The sequence below is a fragment of the Sphingomonas agri genome, from assembly GCF_038148795.1.
Lineage (GTDB): Bacteria > Pseudomonadota > Alphaproteobacteria > Sphingomonadales > Sphingomonadaceae > Sphingomicrobium > Sphingomicrobium agri.
In genome coordinates this window covers 460,149-478,600 of sequence record NZ_JBAPEU010000002.1, presented here as the reverse complement: position 1 = coordinate 478,600, position 18,452 = coordinate 460,149, and the positions used below count along the sequence as shown (strand labels likewise).

15 protein-coding genes are annotated in these 18,452 nt (G+C 62.9%); 5 read left to right on the top strand and 10 right to left on the bottom strand.

Annotated features, from left to right (window positions below):
- Positions 1 to 11 precede the first annotated feature (11 nt).
- The 5 genes from V8192_RS09120 to V8192_RS09100 are packed head-to-tail and all read left to right on the top strand — an operon-like array spanning position 12 to position 7,198.
- Positions 12 to 3,500, top strand: a complete 3,489-nt coding sequence (locus tag V8192_RS09120) for a hydantoinase B/oxoprolinase family protein (RefSeq protein ID WP_341632762.1) — start codon at positions 12 to 14, stop codon at positions 3,498 to 3,500.
- Positions 3,500 to 4,168 carry a DUF969 domain-containing protein gene (locus V8192_RS09115; protein ID WP_341633319.1) on the top strand — a complete coding sequence of 223 codons (669 nt, stop codon included), beginning with the start codon at positions 3,500 to 3,502 and terminating at the stop codon, positions 4,166 to 4,168. Before V8192_RS09120 ends, V8192_RS09115 begins: the two co-directional genes overlap by 1 nt.
- Positions 4,165 to 5,121, top strand: a complete 957-nt coding sequence (locus tag V8192_RS09110; protein ID WP_341632761.1) for a DUF979 domain-containing protein — start codon at positions 4,165 to 4,167, stop codon at positions 5,119 to 5,121. The genes V8192_RS09115 and V8192_RS09110 overlap by 4 nt, the downstream gene beginning before the upstream one ends.
- Positions 5,118 to 6,128, top strand: a complete 1,011-nt coding sequence (locus V8192_RS09105; protein ID WP_341632760.1) for a DUF2891 domain-containing protein — start codon at positions 5,118 to 5,120, stop codon at positions 6,126 to 6,128. The genes V8192_RS09110 and V8192_RS09105 overlap by 4 nt, the downstream gene beginning before the upstream one ends.
- A 2-nt stretch (positions 6,129 to 6,130) precedes the next feature.
- Positions 6,131 to 7,198: a 2OG-Fe(II) oxygenase family protein gene (locus V8192_RS09100; RefSeq protein WP_341632759.1), complete on the top strand. Its 1,068-nt coding sequence runs from the start codon at positions 6,131 to 6,133 to the stop codon at positions 7,196 to 7,198.
- Here the strand turns inward: V8192_RS09100 and V8192_RS09095 are convergent.
- The 10 genes from V8192_RS09095 to V8192_RS09050 all read right to left on the bottom strand — a co-directional run bounded on the left by V8192_RS09095 (position 7,195) and on the right by V8192_RS09050 (position 18,430).
- Positions 7,195 to 8,649, bottom strand: a complete 1,455-nt coding sequence (locus V8192_RS09095; RefSeq protein ID WP_341632758.1) for an efflux transporter outer membrane subunit — start codon at positions 8,647 to 8,649, stop codon at positions 7,195 to 7,197. The genes V8192_RS09100 and V8192_RS09095 overlap by 4 nt on opposite strands.
- The gene (locus V8192_RS09090) at positions 8,646 to 11,834 is read right to left on the bottom strand and encodes a multidrug efflux RND transporter permease subunit (RefSeq protein ID WP_341632757.1); all 3,189 of its coding nucleotides are present in this window, start codon (positions 11,832 to 11,834) and stop codon (positions 8,646 to 8,648) included. Before V8192_RS09090 ends, V8192_RS09095 begins: the two co-directional genes overlap by 4 nt.
- A 3-nt stretch (positions 11,835 to 11,837) precedes the next feature.
- On the bottom strand, positions 11,838 to 13,052 hold the full coding sequence (locus V8192_RS09085) for an efflux RND transporter periplasmic adaptor subunit (protein ID WP_341632756.1): 1,215 nt from the start codon (positions 13,050 to 13,052) through the stop codon (positions 11,838 to 11,840).
- A gap of 259 nt (positions 13,053 to 13,311) precedes the next feature.
- On the bottom strand, positions 13,312 to 13,452 hold the full coding sequence (locus V8192_RS09080; protein ID WP_341632755.1) for a hypothetical protein: 141 nt from the start codon (positions 13,450 to 13,452) through the stop codon (positions 13,312 to 13,314).
- A gap of 81 nt (positions 13,453 to 13,533) precedes the next feature.
- A complete protein-coding gene (locus V8192_RS09075; RefSeq protein WP_341632754.1) occupies positions 13,534 to 14,283 on the bottom strand; it encodes a TorF family putative porin in 750 nt (249 codons plus the stop codon).
- Positions 14,225 to 15,481: a S8 family peptidase gene (locus V8192_RS09070; protein ID WP_341632753.1), complete on the bottom strand. Its 1,257-nt coding sequence runs from the start codon at positions 15,479 to 15,481 to the stop codon at positions 14,225 to 14,227. Before V8192_RS09070 ends, V8192_RS09075 begins: the two co-directional genes overlap by 59 nt.
- Complete coding sequence (locus tag V8192_RS09065; RefSeq protein WP_341632752.1) at positions 15,478 to 16,107, bottom strand: anti-sigma factor family protein; 630 nt, start codon at positions 16,105 to 16,107, stop codon at positions 15,478 to 15,480. Before V8192_RS09065 ends, V8192_RS09070 begins: the two co-directional genes overlap by 4 nt.
- Positions 16,108 to 16,117: 10 nt before the next feature.
- Entirely contained in the window at positions 16,118 to 16,717 is a 600-nt protein-coding gene (locus tag V8192_RS09060) for an RNA polymerase sigma factor (protein ID WP_341632751.1), read from the bottom strand.
- Positions 16,718 to 16,874: 157 nt separating this feature from the next.
- The gene (locus V8192_RS09055; RefSeq protein ID WP_341632750.1) at positions 16,875 to 17,747 is read right to left on the bottom strand and encodes an SMP-30/gluconolactonase/LRE family protein; all 873 of its coding nucleotides are present in this window, start codon (positions 17,745 to 17,747) and stop codon (positions 16,875 to 16,877) included.
- 260 nt (positions 17,748 to 18,007) lie between these two features.
- A complete protein-coding gene (locus V8192_RS09050; protein ID WP_341632749.1) occupies positions 18,008 to 18,430 on the bottom strand; it encodes a hypothetical protein in 423 nt (140 codons plus the stop codon).
- Positions 18,431 to 18,452 lie beyond the last annotated feature (22 nt).

The window sequence follows — 18,452 nt, the reverse complement described above, 5'->3', positions numbered from 1 at the left end:
GAGGCCAGTCGATGAAACCCGGCTGGACCTTTGCAATCGACCGCGGCGGTACTTTCACCGACGTCGTCGCACGCTCGTCGGCAGGACGCATCAGGATCGAGAAGCTGCTTTCCGAGAATCGTGCCCAGTACGAGGACGCAGCCCTCGAGGCGATTGCGCGCATCCTCGCTGACGAGGGCGGTGAGATCGCCGAGGTGCGCATGGGTACCACCGTTGCCACGAATGCCCTTCTTGAGCGCAAGGGCGAGCGCGTTGCGCTTGCCATTACACGGGGTTTCGGGGACGCGCTCAGGATCGGCTACCAGGCCCGGCCCTCCATCTTCGCACGGCACATTGTCCTGCCATCGATGCTCTACGAGCAAGTGCTTGAGATCGATGAACGGGTCGGCGTCAACGGCGAGGTCCTCGTGCCGCTCGATGAGGTGCAGGCGCGCGAAGCGCTCGCGCGGGCCCGCGAGAGCGGCATCGATGCGCTCGCCATTGTCCTGATGCACGGGTGGCGCTTCCTCGACCACGAGCGGCGCCTCGCGGGGATCGCGAGCAAGCTCGGCTTCAGCCAGATCTCCGTCAGTCACGAGGTGGCGCCATTGATCAAGCTCGTCGGCCGGGGCGACACTACCGTGGTCGACGCCTACCTCTCGCCGGTGCTGCGACGCTATGTCGAGCGCGTTGCGGCAGGCCTTCCGGAGAAGGCCGATCTTCACTTCATGCAGTCGAACGGCGGCCTTGCACGAGCAAACGCATTCCGGGGCAAGGATGCAATCCTCTCGGGGCCCGCTGGAGGAGTGGTCGGGATGGTCGCGGCAAGCGCGCCCCTTGGACGTGAGCGGCTGATCGGCTTCGATATGGGCGGGACTTCTACAGACGTGTCGCACTACGCGGGCCAGTTCGAGCTTGCGGACGAGAGTGTCGTTGCGGGAGTTCGGATTCGTGCTCCGATGATGCAGATCCATACGGTCGCGGCGGGTGGCGGCTCGGTCTGCAGGTTCGATGGAATGCGCTTTCGCGTTGGTCCTGAAAGCGCCGGTGCGAGTCCTGGTCCTGCCTGTTATCGCAGCGGCGGTCCCTTGACCCTTACCGACTGCAACCTTTTCCTCGGGCGTATCGATCCCTCCCGGTTCCCGGCAGTGTTCGGGCCGGATGCGAACCAGCCGCTGGACCAAGATGCGGCCACGGCTCGCCTCAAGGAGGTCGCCGACCAGCTGGGAGGCTCAAAGGATCTTGCGGATATTGCGCGAGGCTTTCTCGATATTGCAGTCGACAACATGGCTGCGGCGATCCGCAAGATCTCGATCGCCCGGGGACATGATGTCACGCGCTATACGCTTGCCTGCTTCGGGGGAGCTGGCGGGCAACATGCGTGCGCCGTCGCGGACGCGCTCGGCATGGAGACGATCCTTGTCCATCCCCTCGCCGGCGTGTTGTCTGCCTTCGGTATCGGTATCGCCGATGTGAAGGCGATCCGGGAAGCGAGCTGGCTGAAACCGCTCGAAGAGGATTTTGAAGCAGCCCTTGGCGATCTTGAGCGCGCTGCCGAAGCCGCGCTGCTCGAGCAGGGCGTGTCCCGCGATCGCATCGAGCTCCTCCGCCGCACGCGCCTGCGCACGGTCGGCAGCGACACGACCCTCGAGGTCGCGGTCAGCTCGCGCAGCGAAATGCAGTCGGCCTTCGCGGCGTTGCACAGGAAGCGCTTCGGCTATTGGGACGCGGGCGCGCAGGTCATCGTTGACGCGCTGGTCGTAGAAGCAATCGGGCGATCGGCCGTCCCGCCGGCCCTCGACATGAAAGCCAAAGGCACGGGACAGATCTTCGAGGGACCCGCGCTCATCTTCGAACCGACCTCGACCATCGTAGTCGAGCACGGCTGGCGCGCCGAGCGCACGAACGACGGCACGCTCGTTCTTGTTCGCCCCGTGCCGCTCGAACGCACAAAGGCGATCGGCACCGATGTCGACCCCGTCCGTCTCGAGATTTTCAACAATCTCTTCATGGCGATAGCCGAAGAAATGGGTGTTGCGCTGCAATCGACGGCGACCAGCGTCAACATCAAGGAGCGGCTCGATTTCTCCTGCGCGATCTTCGATGCCGGGGGCGCGCTAATTGCCAATGCCCCCCATATCCCGGTGCATCTCGGCTCCATGGGCGAGAGCATTCGGCGCGTGATCGAGGCACGGGGCGGCGGCGCTGACGGACGCGGAATCCGGCGCGGCGATGCCTACGCGCTTAACGACCCTTACCGTGGCGGAACGCATCTGCCGGATATCACGGTCGTCCTTCCCGTCTTCTATGGAGACGGGGAAGAGCCGTCCGCCTTCGTCGCCGCTCGAGGCCACCATGCGGATATCGGCGGCATTGCACCGGGGTCGATGCCGCCCGACAGCCGGAGCATCGACCAGGAAGGCGTGCTTATCGATAATGCGCTGCTCGTCGACGAGGGCCGTTTCTGCGAGGCGGAAATGCGCGCGCTGCTGGGGTCAGGAAAATGGCCGGCACGCAGCCCTGACCGTAACATGTCGGATCTGAAGGCCCAGCTCGCGGCGTGCGTGAGGGGTGCAGAAGGGCTCGTGCAGACCGCTCAGGAATATGGAGCGCAGGTAGTCGCAGCCTACATGGGCCACGTCCTTGCGAATGCCGAGGAATCGGTGCGCCGGCTGCTCGATCGCCTGGACGACGGCGAATTCGATTATGAAATGGACAATGGTGCCCACGTCCGCGTGCGGATCTCAATCGACAAGAAGGCGCGCTCGGCAACCTTTGATTTCACCGGCACGAGCGGCCAGCTCCAGGACAATTTCAACGCGCCATATTCGATAGTTCGGGCAGCATCGCTCTACGTCGTTCGAACATTGATCGATGATCAGATCCCGATGAACGATGGCTGCCTCCGGCCGATCAGGCTGGTCGTCCCCGACGCCTCGATGCTCAACCCTCGATATCCGGCCGCCGTCGTCGCCGGAAACGTGGAGACGAGCCAGGTCGTGACCGATGCATTGTTTGCCGCAACGCGGCGCCTCGCGCCGAGCCAGGGAACGATGAACAACTTCACATTCGGGAATGAGAGATACCAATATTACGAAACGATTGCCGGCGGTTCGGGAGCGGGACCGGATCATGACGGGACCAGTGCGGTACAGACCCACATGACCAATAGCCGGCTGACGGATCCGGAAATCCTCGAAAGCAGGCTGCCCGTTCGCCTTGACCAGTTCGCAATCCGTCACGGCTCGGGAGGGGAGGGTGCGCATCGCGGCGGCGAAGGGGTGGTTCGAGCCGTCACATTCCTTGAGCCCATGCGCGCGAACATCCTCGCCAACCGGCGCCGCGTTCCTCCGAGGGGAATCGAGGGAGGGGCGGACGCAAAGGCCGGCCGCAACTGGGTCGAGCGCGCCGACGGCAGCGTCGAAATGCTGAGCGCTACGGCCTATGCCGAGGTTGGGCCCGGCGACCGTTTCGTAATCGAGACGCCCGGCGGGGGCGGGTATGGCAGGAGAGGCGAGTGATCGATTATTGGCCGCTGATCGGAATTGCGCTCGTCGTTGTCGGTTTTGCGCTCCGGTTCAATCCCTTGCTCGTCGTCGCGCTTGCAGGACTTGCAACCGGGCTTTTCGCCGGAATGCCCTTCGAAAAGGTCCTCGCGACCCTCGGCAAGGGGTTCAACGACAATCGCAACGTCACCCTCATTTATATCGTGCTTCCGGTTATCGGGCTTCTCGAGCGCTTCGGGTTGCAGCAGCGCGCGCGAACGATCATCGCCGAGATGCGCGGTGCGACCACCGGCCGCCTGCTTCTCCTCTATCTGGGGTTTCGGCAGATCTTCTCGGCGCTCGGCCTCACATCGGTAGCGGGCCACGCGCAGACCGTTCGACCACTCGTTGCCCCGATGGCGCTTGCCGCGGCCGAGAAGCAGCACGGCAGCCTGGACGAGGAAACCACCGAGAAGGTGAAGGCGATGTCTGCGGCGACCGACAATGTCGGCCTGTTCTTTGGCGAGGATATCTTCATCGCGATTTCATCGATCCTCCTCATTCAGGGTGCGCTTGCCGGCTTCGGAATCGAGCTCACTCCGTTCCAGCTGTCGGTCTGGGCGATCCCGAGTGCCATTTTGGCGTTCCTGATCCACGGGACCCGGCTTCTGCTGCTCGACCGCAGGCTCGGACGGCGACGATGATCGACCTGCACTGGCTCTACATCTTCGCCGGAACAGTGTTCGGCAGCTTCGCAATCGGGTCGGCCCGAGATTCGAGCAACCCGAAGCGAATGGGCAATGCCGCATTCTGGACATTGCTGACCGTCAGTTTCTGGTTCGGCGATTTCCTCGGAAATATTGGCAACGGCGTGCTGGTGCTTGCTCTCGTCGTGCTTGCCGGAACGCACCGGCTTGCCCGGGGATCGAATGCGTCGACCACCGGTGAAGAGCGCGAGCAATTTTCCGGGCGCTACGGCAACCGGCTGTTCCTTCCGGCGCTGATTATCCCGTTCACCGCGTTCATCGGCACGCTGCTGTTCAATTATACGCCGCTCAAAGACACAGGCTGGATCGATCCGAAGGCGGTGACCCTGGTGCTGCTTGGTTGCGGGGTCATCATCGCCACGGCGACATGCTATTTCTGGCTTCGCCCACCGGTCATGGCCGGCGTTGATGAAGGAAGCCGTCTCGCCAATGCCATCGGCTGGGCGATGGTGCTTCCGCAGATGCTGGCATCGCTTGGAGTTATCTTCGCCGCGGCGGGCGTTGGAGGCACGATCGGTGCGCTCGTCAGCGCGATCATTCCGAGCGGGAGCATATTCCTGGCAGTCGTTCTCTACGCGCTCGGAATGGTCGTCTTCACGATGATCATGGGCAATGCATTCGCTGCCTTCCCCGTGATGGCCGCTGCAATCGGGGTTCCGATCCTGATCCACGGCGATGGAGGCAATCCCGCCGTCATCGGCGCGGTCGGCATGCTGTCGGGTTTCTGCGGAACGCTCATGACCCCCATGGCTGCCAACTTCAACATCGTCCCTGCGGCCCTTCTCGAGCTCAAGAGCCAATATTCGGTGATTCGCGCCCAGGTGCCGACGGCCATTGCAATGCTCATCGCCAATGCCGCCATCCTCTACGTTGCAGGGTTCCACCTATGACGAGACTTGATCACGAGATGGGTTCCCGGATGGCTGAAATCGCGCTTGGCCACGTGACCAGGGAATATCCCCACAAGCTGGACCACGTGCTCGAAAGCGATGAGGACGCAAGGACACCCCGCACCCTCCATCCGATCTTTTTCGGGAGCTTCGACTGGCACAGCTGTGTCCACGGGTGGTGGGCGCTCCTGAGCCTTCGCCGATTGTTTCCGCAAATCAGGGAAGCGGCCGCGATCGCGAGCCTCGCAGACGAGACTTTCACCCGGGAAAAAGTCAGAGCCGAGCTCGCTTACCTGGAACGGGGGTCGAGCCGGGGGTTCGAGCGTCCCTACGGCTGGGCCTGGCTCTTGAAACTGCACCTTGAAGCGGCGGACCACCCCGAGCGCTGGGGCGGGGAGCTTGAACCCCTTGCACGCGCCTTTGCCGGTCGCCTCGGCGGATACTTGGACATTCTTACCTACCCGATCCGGGTCGGAACGCATTTCAATACGGCCTTTGCTCTCATCCTCTCGCTCGACTGGGCCGAACGGTTCGATCCGCCGCTGGCTCAACGGATCCGCAACAGGGCGCTTCACTGGTTTGGCGCCGACCGGGATTGCCAGGCGTGGGAACCGGGAGGCGACGAGTTCCTGTCATCGGCCCTCACCGAAGGCCTCTGCATGGCGCGGGCGCAGCCGCAGGACTTTTCCGCCTGGTTCGCGCAATTCCTGCCGGGCGTTTCCAATCGGCAGCCGGCGGCGCTGTTCGAGCCTGCGACTGTCAGTGATCGGACCGACGGCAAGATTGCTCATCTGGATGGGCTCAATCTCAGCCGTTCGTGGTGCTGGCGAAGCATCGCGCCCGCTCTTCCAGCGGAAAAAAGTGCGATCGCTGAGGCGGCTGCCGACGAACACCTCGCCGCTGCTCTTCCCCACATCGCGGGCGATTACATGGGTGAACACTGGCTCGCGAGCTTCGCGCTCCTTGCGTTCCTGTCGCACGAGCAGCATGCAGCGGCTATGATCTAGTGATGGCGGACACGAACGCACTCAGCGCGGACTTCCGCAAGTACGACCAGGTCGAGAAGGCCCACACTTACCGACTTGCCGAACATGAGGGCGATGAGTTCGACGAGGATTATGAAATCGCGACGCTGGACCTGTCCCAGTTCCTCTCGGGAAGCGAGCGCGACAAGGCTCGGTTCGCCAGCAACTTCGTCGCAGCACTGGGTGAAATCGGCTTTGCCGTCCTTGAAGGACACGGCATCGATCGCGCGCTCTACGACGAGGTTGACGAGGCGGTGCTGGAATTATTCGGAGAAACGCCGCTTGCCGACAAGCTGCGCTTCCGGGCCGAGCGGCACGGCTCCGTCGCGCAAGGCTATTTCCCGATCGAGCATACAAGCGAGATCCATGACGATCTTGTCGAAGGATGGGTCTTTTGCAGGCGCGCGTTCGATGTTCCGCAACACCGGGAGGGGAGGTTCGAGCCCGAGGACTATTGGCCGCGAGCCGGGTTTGAACCGCGCTTTCGCAAGGTCGTCGAGGCTCATGAGCGTCTGTTCGTCCCGATCGCGCAGGCAATGCTCCAAGGCCTCGGCTGCAATTCGCACCTGCTCGATCAAAAACTCCGCCAGACCAACCTCGGGCTTCGGCTGAATTACTATCCGCCAATGACGGGCAGACAGGACCAATCCGGCGCAGGAAGGTTGCTTGGCCACGAAGACGTCGACCTCTTCACCTTGCTTCCGGCATCGAAGATCGACGGGCTCCAGGTATGGAATCACCGTAGCGGCAAGTGGGTGAAGCTCAGTCCCCCTCGAGGCTCCCTCATCATCAACACCGGCGACTATATGCAGCGCATATCGAACGATCGGCTGCCCTCGACCACCCACCGTGTGGGCAAGCCCGGCGACGGCTCACATATCGAGCGTCCGCGCGTGTCGTTCGCGACCAATGTGTACCTCTGGGAAGACGAACTCCTCGAGGTCCTTCCAGGTCTTGGCCCGCCAAAATACCCGCCCATCAAGGCGATCACCTTTCACACCCGAAGCACCGCCAAATTCTACGGCGACGACTATGCTGTGAATGAGGTCTAGCTAGGCGAGCACAAATCGGTGGTCGGTCCGGCCACGACGCGGTCGCCCGGCAGCGGCTGGCACACGGGCGTCGACTGAAGGGAAGCGTCTCCGCCGATCGTCTGGTAGGTCGTCACGATATTCCGGGCGGCAGTAAGCTTGATCTGAACGATCTGCTGCTGAGCTGCATAATAGGACCGCTGGGCATCGAGCACCGTCAGGAACGGATCGATTCCGGCGCGGTAGCGCGCCTCGGTCAACGTGTAGGTGTCGGCGGTCGCAAGCTGCTGCCGCTCGCGCGCGGCGATTTCGTCGTTCATCGTGCCCCGGCGGGCAAGCGCGTCGGCAACCTCACGGAACGCCGTCTGGACCGTGTGCTGGTAGGTCGCGACAGCGGCACTGCGCTGGGCTTCGCTGAGGCGAACATTGGCGTGGCCCGCACCGCCCTGAAAGATCGTGTAGCCCGCATTGGCGCCCGCGCTCCAGCCGAATGCGCCGCCGGTGAACAGCTTTACGAGCGCGCTGCTCGCAAAGCCCAGCAGGCCGGTAAGCGAGATGCGTGGAAAAAGGGCTGCCCTCGCCGCGCCAATCTGGGCGTTCGCAGCGCGCAGCTGATACTCGGCTTGGAGCACGTCCGGCCGCCGCAGCAGGACGTAGGAATCAAGGCCCGCGGGGACGGGCGCAACATGGCCGAACGCCTCGTCGATGGATGCCGACAAGAGCTTCGGATCGATGGGCGCACCCACCAGCAACTGCAGTGCATTCACATCCTGCGCGACGGCCGTCCGTTGCCGGGCGAGGTCTGCCTGAGCGACGTCGAGTATCTGTTCGGCCTGCCTGAGGTCGGTTCGGGGCGCCACTCCGCCCTCCAAACGGGCGCGGGTCAGATTGACGCTCTTTTGAGCGCTTGCTGCCGTTTCCTGCGAGATCCGCAACAGGCTCGAGTCCGCGGCGTAATCGAGCCAGGCCCCCGCCACGTCGGCAACAAGAGCGAGGCGAGTTGCGCGTGCCCCGGCTTCGCTCGCAAGATAGCGTTCGAGCTGTACGTGGGTGAGCGAGCGGACCCGTCCGAACAAGTCGATCTCGAAGCTCGGGACGCTGACACCGGCCGTATATTGCGCGCTGACGTCGCTCGATTTGTCTCCGGATACGCTGACCCCCGCGCTCGAATTCACGGTTGGCAGCTGCTGCGCCCGTTGAATCCGGTATTGCTCGCGCGCAGCGGCAATATTGGAGGCTGCGACCATGAGGTCCCGGTTGTTGGCCAGGGCCTCGCCGATGAGCGCTTGCAGTCGAGGGTCCTTGAAAACCTCTTGGTAGGTGAGAACGGGCAATCCCACTTCTGCCTGAACGAGATAGGGATCGCCGACCGGCCAAGACGCCGGAATTGCCGGGTCGGGCCGTACATATTTGGGCTCCATGGTGGTGCAGGCCGATGCAAGCAGCGTGACGAGAATGAGGGCGCGCTTCATGCCTTTGCCTCCCGTCGGCGCCGCAGCCTTTCGCGAAGCACCTTCACGCCGTCGCGTACACCGCGGCGTACAAGGACGAAGAAGAAGGGGATGTAGAAGATGGCGAGAATGGTCGCGGTCAGCATTCCGCCGATGACGGCTGTTCCGATCGCCATTCGGCTGTTGGCCCCGGCACCGGTTGCAAGAGCGAGCGGAAGAACGCCGAAAATGAAGGCGAAGCTCGTCATTAAGATCGGTCGCAGGCGGATACGTGCGGCCTCGATCGCAGCATCGATGACGCGCTGGCCCTGACGCTCGGCGCGCTCCGCAAATTCGACCATCAGAATCGCGTTCTTGGCGGAAAGGCCCATGGTCGTGATGAGACCGACTTGGAGATAGACATCATTCTGCAGGCCCCGCAGCGTCACGAACAAAATCGAGCCCAGAAGCCCCACGGGGATGACGAGGAGGACGGCCACCGGGATCGACCAGCTTTCGTACAGTGCCGCGAGGCACAGGAAGACGACGATGAGCGCGACTGCATAAAGGATTGGCGCCTGGCCCGCCGACAGCCGTTCCTGGTATGACTGGCCGGCCCAGGCGACCGTGATCCCGGGGACCTTGCTCGCGAGACTCTCGATGATGTTCATCGCCTGACCCGAGCTCACGCCGGGAGTTCCCTGTCCCGAGATTTCAAACGAGGGATAGCCAAGGAAACGTGACGAGCTCGTCGGGGTCGTGATCCACGAGGTCTGGGCGAAGGACGAGAAGGGGACCATGCTCCCCTGGGTGTTGCGGACGAACCATTGGTCGATGTCGCTCGGCTTGGAACGGAAAGGAGCATCACCCTGGACGTACACGCGCTTGACGCGCCCGCGGTCGATGAAATCGTTCACATAGCGACCGCCCCAGGCGGCCGAGAGCGTGTTGTTCACGTCGGCGGGATTGAGGCCGAGCGTCGCGACGCGTTGCTGGTCGATATTGACCTTGAGGCTCGCGACATCGGGAAGCTCGCTCAGGCGAACCGACGTGAGTTGGGGGTTCGCCGAGGCTTCGGCCAGGAGGCGGTCTCTTGCGTCAGCAAACTGCTCCCTCGTCATGCTGCCGGTGTTCAGCATCTCCATCGTGAAGCCGGTGGATTGGCCAAGGCCGCGGATCGCGCCTGGGACCAGCGCGAAAACCTGCGCATCGCGAAGCCCCCGAAATGCGGCCGAGGCACGCTGGACGATGGCGTCGGCGCTGTTTTTCGAGCCCTTGCGTTTGTCGTAGTCGGCAAGGTTCATGAAGCCCTGTCCGGTGTTCTGACCTGCGGCTCCCTGTCCGCCCCCTGCAACGGTGAAGAAGGTCTTGATATTGTTGCGGTCGGGACCGCGCAGGAAGTAATCCTCGACCTGCCTTTGGACCTGCTGCGTGCGGGTCATGGTTGCGCCGGCGGGCAAGCGGAACTGGACCAGCGCTGCACCCTGGTCCTCGGTCGGCAGGAAGCCAGTCGGAAGCCGGAAAAACAGCAGCATGAGCATCACGACCACGCCCGCATAGATGGCGAGGAAAATCCATTTACGGTCGACCACACGGCTGACGCTCTGGACGAACCAGTCGCGGAAGCGATCGAAACCCGCGTTGAACTTCAAACGGCCAAGCTCGATCGTGTGAGCGGCGCGGGGAGCCGACCGGCCAAACCAGGTTTCCTCGACCGTTGCGTGCTTGCGGCGCAGGATGTTCGCCGCGATCGCCGGGCTGAGCGTCAGTGCAATGAAGACCGAGAGAGCCATCGCAGAGACGATGGTGGCCGAGAACTGCCGGTAGATGACGCCGGTCGACCCACCAAAGAAGACCATCGGCAGAAAGACTGCGGAAAGCACCAGCGCGATTGCGACAAGCGCCATCTGGATCTGCTCCATCGAGGCGACCGTCGCATCGCGCGGCGTCATCTCGGGATTTTCTTCAAGCAGGCGTTCGACGTTCTCGACCACGACGATTGCATCGTCGACCAGCAGCCCGGTCGCGAGCACGAGACCGAAGAGGGTCATGGTGTTGATTGAAAAACCGAGCGCGTAGAGGATCCCGAAGGTCCCCAGGAGCACGACGGGCACGGCGATGAACGGGATGAGTGTCGCCCGCCAGCTCTGGAGGAAGACGAACATGACGAGGACGACCAGCAAAATCGCCTCGAGAAGGGTCTTCACCACCTCCCAGATCGAGAGCTTGATGAAGTCGGTCGTGTCGTTCGCATACGCGTAGCGGAATCCCGCTGGCATGCGAGGCGCGATCTCGGCGACCTTCTGCTTGACAAGCGTTGCTGTCCTCAGCGCATTGGCGCCGGGTTCGAGCGAAATGCCGATGCCGGCGCCTGGGTGCCCGTTGGCGCGGATCCTCGCCGAATAATTGTCCGCGCCCATTTCGACGCGTGCAACATCGCCGAGCAGGACACGCGCACCGGTCGGGTCCGACTTCACGACAACGTTGCGAAATTGTTCAGGCGTCTGGAGTCGCCCTTGTGACGTCACCGTCGCGTTGAGCTGCTGGCCTTCGGGCTGCGGCAGGCCGCCGACCTCGCCGGCGGCGATCTCAGTATTCTGGTTCTGAAGGGCAGTGATCACGTCGCCCGGGACCAAGCCGAAGCTCTGGAGCTTGTGAGGATCGAGCCAGATGCGCATCGCGTAGGAGGATCCGAACACGTTGACGTCGCCGACGCCCGGCACCCGCGAAAGCTCGTCCTGCATGTTCGTTGTCAGCCAGTCGGAGACGTCGAAGTTCGTGCTTTTGTCGGTCGTATCGTAGATCGACACGATCATCAGAAGGTCAGGCGCGCCCTTGGTGACGCGCACACCCTGCTGCTGGACCTGCTGTGGAAGCCGCGAGATCGCAGCCTGGATGGCGTTCTGGACCTGGACCTGAGCAATGTCCGGATCGACGCCCTTCTGGAGAATGACACTGATCGAGACCTGCCCGCGCGCCGTCGAGGACGATTGAAAATAGAGCATCCCGTCGATGCCCGTGAGCTGCTGCTCGAGAATCTGGGTTACGCTGCTTTCGAGCGTTGCGGCGGAGGCGCCGGGGTAACTTGCACGAATGTTGATCTGCGTCGGGGCGACATCCGGATATTGGGCGACGGGCAGCGAAATGATCGCTCCTATTCCCACCAGCATGATGATGATTGCGATCACCCACGCAAAAATCGGGCGATCGATGAAGAGCTTCGACATCCGCTAGCGGCTCTGGCGCTGGTTCTTCATTGCGCCCGGCGGCGGCGCCTTCACCTTCTGCGGTGCGTTCTGCGGCACCGGCTTGATCGGATCTCCGTCCTTGAGGTTCGCCGTTCCCTGGGTGATGACCTTTTCGCCGGGGGCAAGGCCGCCGGTCACGACCCACTCGGTCCCTTGCGTGCGAACCGCCTGGACGGTCCGCTGGACCGCACGGTTCCCAGGTCCGACCACGAACAGGGTCGCGTTTCCTTGTGGATCCCGGGAAATTGCCTGCTGAGGAACGAGAATGGCGGAGGTCTGCACGGCCTGTGCGAACTGGGCCGTTACGAACATGCCGGGCAGGAGGATCGACTGCGGATTTGGAAACCGGGCCCGGATCGTCACTGTTCCGGTACCCTGGTTGACGATGACTTCGCTGAATTCGACCGTGCCCGTGTAACCGTACATCGAGCCATCCGGCAGCTTGAGGCGCACCTGCGCTTCGGTCGAAACCGCACCGCCCTTAGAAAGTGCCGCCCGCAAGTTCAAAAGGTCCGCGGCGGACTGCTGGATGTCGACGAAGACCGGATCAAGGCGAGTGATCGTTGCAAGAGCGTCGGTCTGATTGGCCGTGACGAGCGCGCCTTCGGTGACACTGGAGAGACTTATTCGGCCGGTGATCGGCGCAGGCACCCTTGTGAAGCGCATGTTGACCTGCGCCTGCCGGAGGCTCGCGCTGTTCTGCGCCACTGCGGCGTCCGCCTGCCGCGCCTGGGCGAGGGCGTCCGTATAATCCTGCTTGGAAATTGCCTCCATCTTGGCAAGCGGCGCGTAACGTTGCGCCCGCGTCCGAGCGGCGACCGCACTGGCACGGGCGCTCTGAAGGTTGGCCGATGCCTGGGCCTGCTGCGCTGCGTAGATGCTCGGATCGATCTGATAGAGCGTCTGCCCCTGGTGCACGACCGATCCCTCGCGAAACATCCGCCTGAGGATCACGCCCGAGACCTGCGGCCGGACGTCGGACACCTGGTATGCCGCCACCCGGCCGGGCAGTTCCTGCTCAATCGGCGCGCTGCCCAGCTGGACGACGACATAGCCGACACTTGGAGTCCCGCCGCCGCCGCGACCCGCCCGGCCTCCCCGCCCGCCGGCGGGATCGGTGCTGTTGCCGCAGGCCGTGAGGAGGAGACAGGCCGCAACGAGTGTCGCTGCTCGGCGAGAAAACGAACGATCAGTCACAGGCGCGCCCAATTTCGATTGTCCGTCCGGATTGCAAAACTGGCCGCCTTTAAACTGGCGACCATGCGCCAATCGAGAGTTGAACGTTAACTATCGTACATCGCGGAGTGAGGCATGTCTCAATCCGCGAGGAATCTGTCAACTATTGTCCTACAAAATATATATATGTCGGCGCACGAATTGTATCGGCGCCGGTTGTTTTTCGTGAACACAGAACCGCCTCTGACGCCGGCAATATGAACATCGGCGGGCCGCTAGGTTAACTTTCGACAATAGCGGCCGTTCCTTCGACGAACGGGCCCGAAGCGCCGACGAGCGGCCGCCGCTCACGAACGGGCCGCGGACCGCCCCTTGGGCTGCTTGCTGCCGATGGATAGAAGCTCGCCGAGTGCGCGGCCATTGGCGGGGGGGCGCCGGCCCTCGCGCACTCGGCGAGCACCTGGTTAGTGGGCTTCTGGCGCTCTCCGGTTCATTGCCCGTGTCAAAGGCTGTAAGTCAGACCGACGATCAGGGCGTTGCGCTTGTGACGGCGATCGCGATAGGCTCCCTGGCCTGGGCGCACTGCGCTCCAGGCGGCTTCGATCGAAACGGGGCCCGCGACGCGAGCGATTTCGAGCTTCCAGTCAAGGTCCTCGGAATAGCGGTAGCCGGGATGGACAGTTCGAAAGGGCACGAGGAGCCCAGCGTGGGCGCTAAAGCTCATGTTCTTGCCAAGCGGCCAGTTGCCATTCAGCTCGCCATAAGCCGAGCCGCCCTTCACATAATCGGGCGAGAGGTTGATCCTTGCACTGACGAGCTTGCCGGAAACTCCCGCATAGACTTCGCTGTAGGAGAGGGAGGCCGCGCGATCCGAATATTTCGAATAAGAGGAATGGGTGACGCCGAGATCCACCGACATTCGCGGCGAAACACGCGTCGCATAGCCACCGTTCAGGATAAAACCGAGGGGCTTCAATCCTTCGCTGCGGCTCGCGACAACGCTGCCCGAAACCGCTCCATAAAGCCCGTTCGGCGCGTCATATGACAAGTCCAGAATACCGGCCGGCCGGCCATCGCTCAGCGAATAGCCGCGGAACCGCAAATCATTGAACAGCGAGACGGCTGCATTGACCTGCGCTTTCGCTGGCGAGCCGCCAAGGCATGCCAGGGAAAGCGCACAGGCTGCAAGCGGACTAATCGCCCTGGTGGCCCGTCGGCCCTCCAGCAAGCCGCGCAGGCGTGCAGCAGTCACAGGCGCCCGCTACCCGAAGCAGGCTGGCGCACGCATCGATCTTCCCTCCGCCGCTCCGGTCGGAGACAAGCACAAGCGAAGCCGAGTGGCGCCGCTCGCGCATCAGTGCGACGAGACCGCTGACGTGCGCAGCGGCGTACGAATTGCCATTGACGAGAAACCATCGTCCTCCCGGCTCTGTGGTCGGGACATCGCGTCCGGGCGCAATGTACGCGCGAGCGTGCGGCGGTGCCAAGGCGGCGTCAGCGACCGCCAGAATGCCGGGCATTGAAGCGGGGAAGCCGCCGCTCACCTGCTTGCCGTCGAAGGCCGTAACCACGGTGCTTCCCTTGCCGAGCGCGAGCTTCAGGAGTTCACGAAGGAGGCGGTCATCCGGACCGCTGAGGCTGAGGTTGATCACCTCTGCACGGTTCTCGACGGCAAAATAGATAGCCTTTGCAAGGCTGAGCGTGTCGCAGACTGTGGCTGCGCTCGGAGATCCTTTCACCTGCCAGCAGGCGCGCAGCCCCATGAGACGTGCACCAGGTGCAACGCCGGCGATGCCGATGCCATTGTCGGCTTTTGCAGCGATGATACCGGCGACACCCGTGCCGTGCTGCTCCGCTGCAAGCGGCTGTCCGCTGACGAAGTTGCGATTGACGAGCAGTTGACCGCTAAGGTCTGGGTGAGTGGTCTCAATGCCGCTGTCGACGACGGCAATTCGCACTCCTCGCCCTGTCGCAATCCGATGGAGGTCCGCAAGGTGCCACAGGTTGGCCGCAGGCTCAGCGGCGAACAGGGGGTCATTGTGCGGCGCGGCCGCGCCGCGCGCGCCATAGAGAGCGATCGGCTGGGCCCAATCGACGTCGGGGTCGTGCGAGACCTGGTCTGCGGCGGCACTCGTCGATCGGCCATTGGGGACGATCATCACAAAGCAGTCGACGCCGATCATCGGCATCGGCCAGTTGTCGGTAAGAGCAAGGCCGTATTGATGAGCAATACGTTTCGCGACGCGGCGGCGGGCGCTTTCTCCTACCTGATCCCCATAGGCTCCCCCATAATCGCCGGTCAGCCGATAATGCGCGGCGGCCTGGCGGAGCATCACCAGAATCTCGCGGTCGGGAGGAGGCGTTTCCGCGCGGGCGGGGCTCCAGGCGAGCGAGACGAGCATCGCGGTGATAACCGCAAGAAATGGCAACGGCTGCCGGGCGCGTCTCACGGGAGAGTTCCGTCGATGGGCTGCGCCATCTGAACATCACGGTCCTTCTGGAGACGGTCGAGCGACTGCAGGCGCTGTTCGGAAGGAACGTGCAGCAGATAGGCGTTTGCGTCTGTCGGGCCCTCGACGATCGAAGCATTGGCCGAGCGAAGAGTCGACCTCAGCTTCTCTTCAGTAGCCTGTGGCCGGAAGATGATGATGAGGTCTGCGTTGGCGGGCGCAGGGGCGGAGCCGAGCGCCTGATAGTTGGGCCTGCTCATGGAGAAAAGGAGCGTTCCTCCAATGACCAGTACTCCCAGCTGAGCCGCGGCAAGGCCGGCCACTACGGGGTGCCTGACGATGCTCCAGCGGCGTCTGCCCGCTCTTGCCCCAGAATCCCTCTGCGTGCGGCCCGGCTCCATTCGCCTACGGAGCCGGGCCCAACCGGCATCGACCTCCGGTGTATAACCTCGGAATTCATGAACCAGGCGCCGCTCGAGGAGGAGCTGTTCGCGGCAATCTGCGCATGACGACAAATGCTGTTCGACGAGAAGCCGATCAGAAGGTTCAAGCTGCCCTGTCGCATACCATGGCAGAAGCATCTCGGCTTCATCGTGCGGCTGCGCGTGTGAAACGGGATCGGACATGAGCTTCTCCCTAGAGCCAATCCGACATTTTGCCCGGGAGCGCCCGCTTCAGGCGGCGCCGGGCGTGGAACATGCGGGTCTTCACGGTGTCGACAGGACACTCGACGATCTCTGCAATCTGCCGGTAGCCCATGCCGTGGAAGTAGGTGAGGTCGACGACTGCGCGATGCTCTGGTGAGAGGGTCGCCATCGCGTCGCGAAGCGCCTGCGCAAGGCGCTGGTGCTGCAAGTGCGCATCGGGTTCGGGCTCGTCGCTCGCCTCGTGCTCGAGGCTCTCGTCGGGCAGCGGATCAGGCCAGCGCGACTTTGCTTTGAGCGCCTTGCGATAGGCGATCGCGAAGATCCAGGTCGAGGGCTTGCTCGAGCCCCGGAAACGATCCGCAGTTTGCCAGACCACCATCATCGTATCGTCAAGAACCTCTTCCACGAGTTGCGGCCGTTGCAGGATATTGGCGAGAAACCGGCCCAGTCGGGGCTGATACATGCGGTACAGCGCCTCGAACGCCTCGAGATTCTTGGCGCCGACATGGGCCAATAACTGCCTTTCGTCCGGGGCGCCCGTTCGAGCTGCCCCGGTCCACGGGCGCTTGAGACTCGCCGACCAGCTCACTTGCGGACTATCCCCACGCTCATGGGTGTCTCCGGGCGCCGGGAAGGTTCATGCCGGCGCGCAAGCACAGTTTACGCTCTATTCTTTCGAAGTCGAACTCAGGCGAATGGAAGTTGCAGCGTGCTTCTCCCCGATGACCTTCGAGCGGATTGAAGGATCAGAGACGAGCGAGAGGACAAGGGATCCCTGGCACGTCGACGCGAAACTCGAACAGGTCTCCGATGAGGGGTTGCCTCGCGATCGCGTTGGAAGAAAGGAGCTGACGCGCCGTCGTAGCATAGGCCGTCCTCAGGTCATTGCCGCCAAAGGCGATCTTCGTAATGTTCGACACCGGGAAGCGGACCTTGTCGACGAGGTCGCCGGCGGGGGAGTAGCGCCGGGCCTCCCAGCCAGCATAGAGCGAAATCCACAAATGCCCCTCGGCGTCGATGGTGGGACCATCAGGATGGCCCTCCTTGGGATCGATTCGGACGAACGGTCGCGGATCTCGAAGATCGCCATCATTCGCGATGTCGGCGACAGCGATCGTGCCCTTGAGCGTATCCACGTAATAGAGAAGCTTGCCGTCGGGCGAGACCGCGGGACCGTTCGTGATCGCGATCCCTTCGAGCTGCGTCGCTGTCAGCCTCCCCTCGAAATAGGTGTAGAAAGCGCCGCTTCTTGCCTTTTCCCCATTGTCCATCGTGCCGAACCAAAGACGGCCCGAAGGATCGGTCACGCCGTCGTTCAGGCGGTTGGTGGGAAGCTGCGGCTCTACTTGGACTAGGAGCTCGAAATCGCCGCTTGTCTCGTCGAACCGATAGAGACCCGACTGGAGCCCCGCAACGAACCCTCCGCCTTCGGCGGGAAGGATGAAGCCTACCTGCTCGGGTGCATTCCAGCTTTGCTTGCTGGCGGTTCGAGGTTCGTATCGATGGATCTGCTGCTTCTTGATGTCGACGAACCAGAGCGCTTCGTCCCTCCCGGTCCACACAGGTCCCTCGCCGAGCTCGGCCCCAAGCTCCCATACGGCAGACGGCGCTCGGGACATGTCAGAACTCCCCTCTGCGAGCGAAGAATTGGCGGCCTGCGGTCAATGGCAGGATAACTTCGTTTTGCAGGAGGCGGCGGCCTCCCGGGCGCGCCGTGTCGACGGTCTCGGGCTTCTGTTCGGGCGTGTACGATTTTAGTCCTTGGAGTGTCCGCATGTTGCCACGGACAACGCGCGAAGCGCGAATGTGTCCGGCGGGGAGGAACGCGTGGGCGACCTTGGAAGGTCGCATTGCGCCGGCGCTGAACCGCATCACCCGGTCACCGTGCCTTTCCTGAGCTGCGTACAACCTCGTGGATTTCCTTGGTTAGGTCCGTGTTCTGCAGCAGCAAGCGCTTCATTTCGTCGTTGATCCGCAGCAGTTCCTCTGAATCGCGATAGGTCTGCTCGAGCTGACGATCCGATTTTTCGGCCGCGATCTTCTGTCCGACCATGATGATCGAGAGGAGGACGAGCTGGAGGAAGGTCTGGGCGATCCAGGCGATAAGCGTCGCGGTGCCGCCCCTGATCGCCGCCGGGAGGCTTACAAGCGCGAGCGCTGCGAAGGCGTAGGCACACCACATCGTCCCCACGACATTGGTGATGGAAATCGCGAGCCAGTCATTGAAGCGATTCTCCCGTCTTTCGAGCGGGCGGAGAAACTTCTTCCTCAATTCCATGTACGGATTGGGAGAATGGTCCATGGTGTCATCCCTTCTAGCCGCG

Excerpts from the sequence above, each read along its gene's own strand:
- V8192_RS09120 (WP_341632762.1), top strand. The coding sequence starts at position 12 with ATGAAACCCGGCTGGACCTTTGCAATCGACCGCGGCGGTACTTTCACC.
- V8192_RS09110 (WP_341632761.1), top strand. The coding sequence starts at position 4,165 with ATGATCGACCTGCACTGGCTCTACATCTTCGCCGGAACAGTGTTCGGC.
- V8192_RS09105 (WP_341632760.1), top strand. The coding sequence starts at position 5,118 with ATGACGAGACTTGATCACGAGATGGGTTCCCGGATGGCTGAAATCGCG.
- V8192_RS09100 (WP_341632759.1), top strand. The coding sequence starts at position 6,131 with ATGGCGGACACGAACGCACTCAGCGCGGACTTCCGCAAGTACGACCAG.
- V8192_RS09095 (WP_341632758.1), bottom strand. The coding sequence starts at position 8,649 with ATGAAGCGCGCCCTCATTCTCGTCACGCTGCTTGCATCGGCCTGCACC.
- V8192_RS09090 (WP_341632757.1), bottom strand. The coding sequence starts at position 11,834 with ATGTCGAAGCTCTTCATCGATCGCCCGATTTTTGCGTGGGTGATCGCA.
- V8192_RS09080 (WP_341632755.1), bottom strand. The coding sequence starts at position 13,452 with ATGGCCGCGCACTCGGCGAGCTTCTATCCATCGGCAGCAAGCAGCCCA.
- V8192_RS09065 (WP_341632752.1), bottom strand. The coding sequence starts at position 16,107 with ATGTCCGATCCCGTTTCACACGCGCAGCCGCACGATGAAGCCGAGATG.
- V8192_RS09055 (WP_341632750.1), bottom strand. The coding sequence starts at position 17,747 with ATGTCCCGAGCGCCGTCTGCCGTATGGGAGCTTGGGGCCGAGCTCGGC.
- V8192_RS09050 (WP_341632749.1), bottom strand. The coding sequence starts at position 18,430 with ATGGACCATTCTCCCAATCCGTACATGGAATTGAGGAAGAAGTTTCTC.